General features: G+C 73.0%; 2 protein-coding genes and 1 pseudogene. 1 reads left to right on the top strand and 2 read right to left on the bottom strand.

The features are described from left to right. A pseudogene (locus AC27VN_RS39600) lies at positions 1 to 249 on the top strand (ATP-dependent DNA helicase RecG); the annotation flags it as partial. A gap of 25 nt (positions 250 to 274) precedes the next feature. Here AC27VN_RS39600 and AC27VN_RS39595 read toward each other — a convergent pair. Beyond that, entirely contained in the window at positions 275 to 904 is a 630-nt protein-coding gene (locus AC27VN_RS39595; protein WP_203203285.1) for a LysE family translocator, read from the bottom strand. A gap of 62 nt (positions 905 to 966) precedes the next feature. Further along, on the bottom strand, positions 967 to 1,923 hold the full coding sequence (locus AC27VN_RS39590; protein WP_208509743.1) for an AraC-like ligand-binding domain-containing protein: 957 nt from the start codon (positions 1,921 to 1,923) through the stop codon (positions 967 to 969). Between the last annotated feature and the right edge of the window lie 245 nt (positions 1,924 to 2,168).

The following is a 2,168-nucleotide window of genomic DNA, read 5'->3' as shown; positions in this document are numbered from 1 at the left end:
GCGATGGCCGAGACCAGCGACGGCTTCGAGATCGCGCGCCGCGACCTCGAGATCCGCGGGCCCGGCGAGTTCCTCGGCGCGCGCCAGTCGGGCGCGCCGCTGCTGCGCTTCGCCGACCTCACGACCGACACGCTGCTGCTCGACTGGGCACGCGAGCTCGCGCCGCGCATGCTCGAGCAGCATCCCGAGCTGGCACGGCGGCACATCGACCGCTGGCTCGGCACCAAGGCCGAGTACCTGAAGGCTTGAAGCTGGAAAAGAGGGCGGGCGTCGATCAGCTCGGCCGCCGCGTCAACGCCAGCAGGCAGCCGAAGCCGATCATCATGCTGCCGCTCACGCGGTTGAACCAGCGCATCGCGCGGCTGCCGCCGGCCAGCCGGCGCATGCGCGCGCCGAGCAGCGCATAGAGCGCGATCGCCACCACCTCGAAGACCAGGAAGGTCAGGCCCAGCAGCAGGTAGCTCGAGGCATAGGCGCCCGGCACCACGAACTGCGGGAAGAAGGCGGTGAACACCAGGATCGCCTTCGGGTTGCCCGCGGCGACGGTGAACTCCTGCCGCACCAGCACGCGCATCGGCGGCGGGCCCGCGAGCTCGCGCGCCTGCCGCGCCAGTTCGGGCGCGGGCGCGCGCAGCAGCCGGATGCCGATCCACACGAGGTAGGCGGCGCCGATCCACTTGACGACGTCGAAGGCCAGTTCGGACGCGACCAGCACCGCGCCCATGCCCAGGCCGGCGATCGCGATCATCAGCGCGAAGGCCACCAGGCGGCCGGCCGCGGCGGTCACGGCCTGCGCGATGCCGTAGCGCGCGCCGTTGCTCACCGAGAGCAGGTTGTTGGGGCCGAACGCCATGTTGATGGCGAAGCAGGCCGGCAGGAACAGCAGGTAGGCGGACAGGGTCATGGCGTCTGCGGTGGGGGGACGGGGGAGGCGACCATTATCCGCAGCGCAGCGGACCGCCGGCTTCAGCCGAGTGCCTGGCGCCGGAAATCGCTCGGGCTCAGGCCCGTGTGGGCGCGGAACACGCGGCTGAAGTGCGAGAGGTTCACGAAGCCGGCTGCGAGCGCGATCGCGGTCACCGGCTCGGCGGCGCGCGCCGGGTCGCGCAGCGCGCGGATGCTGGCGGCCAGCCGCTGCTGCTGGATGTGGCCCGCGAGCGTGTCCTCGCCATCGGCGAAGGCGCCGTGCAGCAGCCGCTTGCTGCAGCGCAGCGCCTGCGCGATGCCCTCGACCGACAGGGCCGGGTCGTGCAGGTTCTGCGCCACGTGGTGGCGGATGCGGTCGGCCAGTGCCTCGCGCTGGGTCTGCTGCGTGTGCTGGCCGGCCAGCTCCATCAGCGACAGCCGCACCAGCTGGATCAGCAGCTCGCCCGCGCCGCGCGCGGCCGCCTCGCTCATCGAGGGCAGCTCCTGGTAGGTGCTGCGCATGGTCTCGAGCGCCACGCGCGAGATGCCGCTGGTGCCGCCGACGCGCCGCGCCACCAGCTGCGCGAGCGGCAGCGAGGGCAGGGCCAGCTGTTCCTTGGGCAGCATCACGATCAGGTGGTCGCTGCGCTCGGGGTTGGCCACCGTGTAGTCGAGCGTGGTGTCGTAGAGCGTCCAGCCGCCCGAGCGCACCGCCGCCGCGCGGCCCTTCTGCACCACCTCGGCCGAGCCCTGCCAGGGCGCCACGATCTTCAGGTAGGCCGCGTCGCTCAGGCGCGCCATCTGCGCGGTGCGCAGCACCCGGTGGCGGTTGGCCTCCAGGCGCGTGAGGATCACGTCGCCCGCGCGCGAGGCCGCCAGGTGGCCGTCGAACGGCACCTCGTCGCCGTAGAGGTCGGAGCCCAGGCCGCCGAAGTGGCGGTACACCCACTCGCACCACGCCGGGCCGCGCTCGCGCGGCGGCACTTCGTCGGTCGACAGCAACTGCGATGCGGTCATGGCGCGGCGGGAGGCATTGGGGGTGGATGGGGCGCCCATTGTGGGCCGCGCGGGCGCCGCCTCGCCTTGCGGGTTAACCACTAGCCGGCTGCACGCTGGGACAAGCGCTTTGTGCACCGCCGGCACAGCGAGCGCGCGGGGCCGTTCCTACGATGCCGGCAGGGCCCGCACCGGGCGCCGCACGACCCGAACATCGAAGGAGACCGCCGTGTTCCACACCCCTCGCCGCCGCTGGATCCAGGGCG

The organism is Variovorax sp. 20P10.2.4 (assembly GCF_058244205.1).
Note: the sequence above shows the minus strand (reverse complement) of the source record. Positions and strands in the feature narration are given on the sequence as shown.

Excerpts from the sequence above, each read along its gene's own strand:
- AC27VN_RS39595 (WP_203203285.1), bottom strand. The coding sequence starts at position 904 with ATGACCCTGTCCGCCTACCTGCTGTTCCTGCCGGCCTGCTTCGCCATC.
- AC27VN_RS39590 (WP_208509743.1), bottom strand. The coding sequence starts at position 1,923 with ATGACCGCATCGCAGTTGCTGTCGACCGACGAAGTGCCGCCGCGCGAG.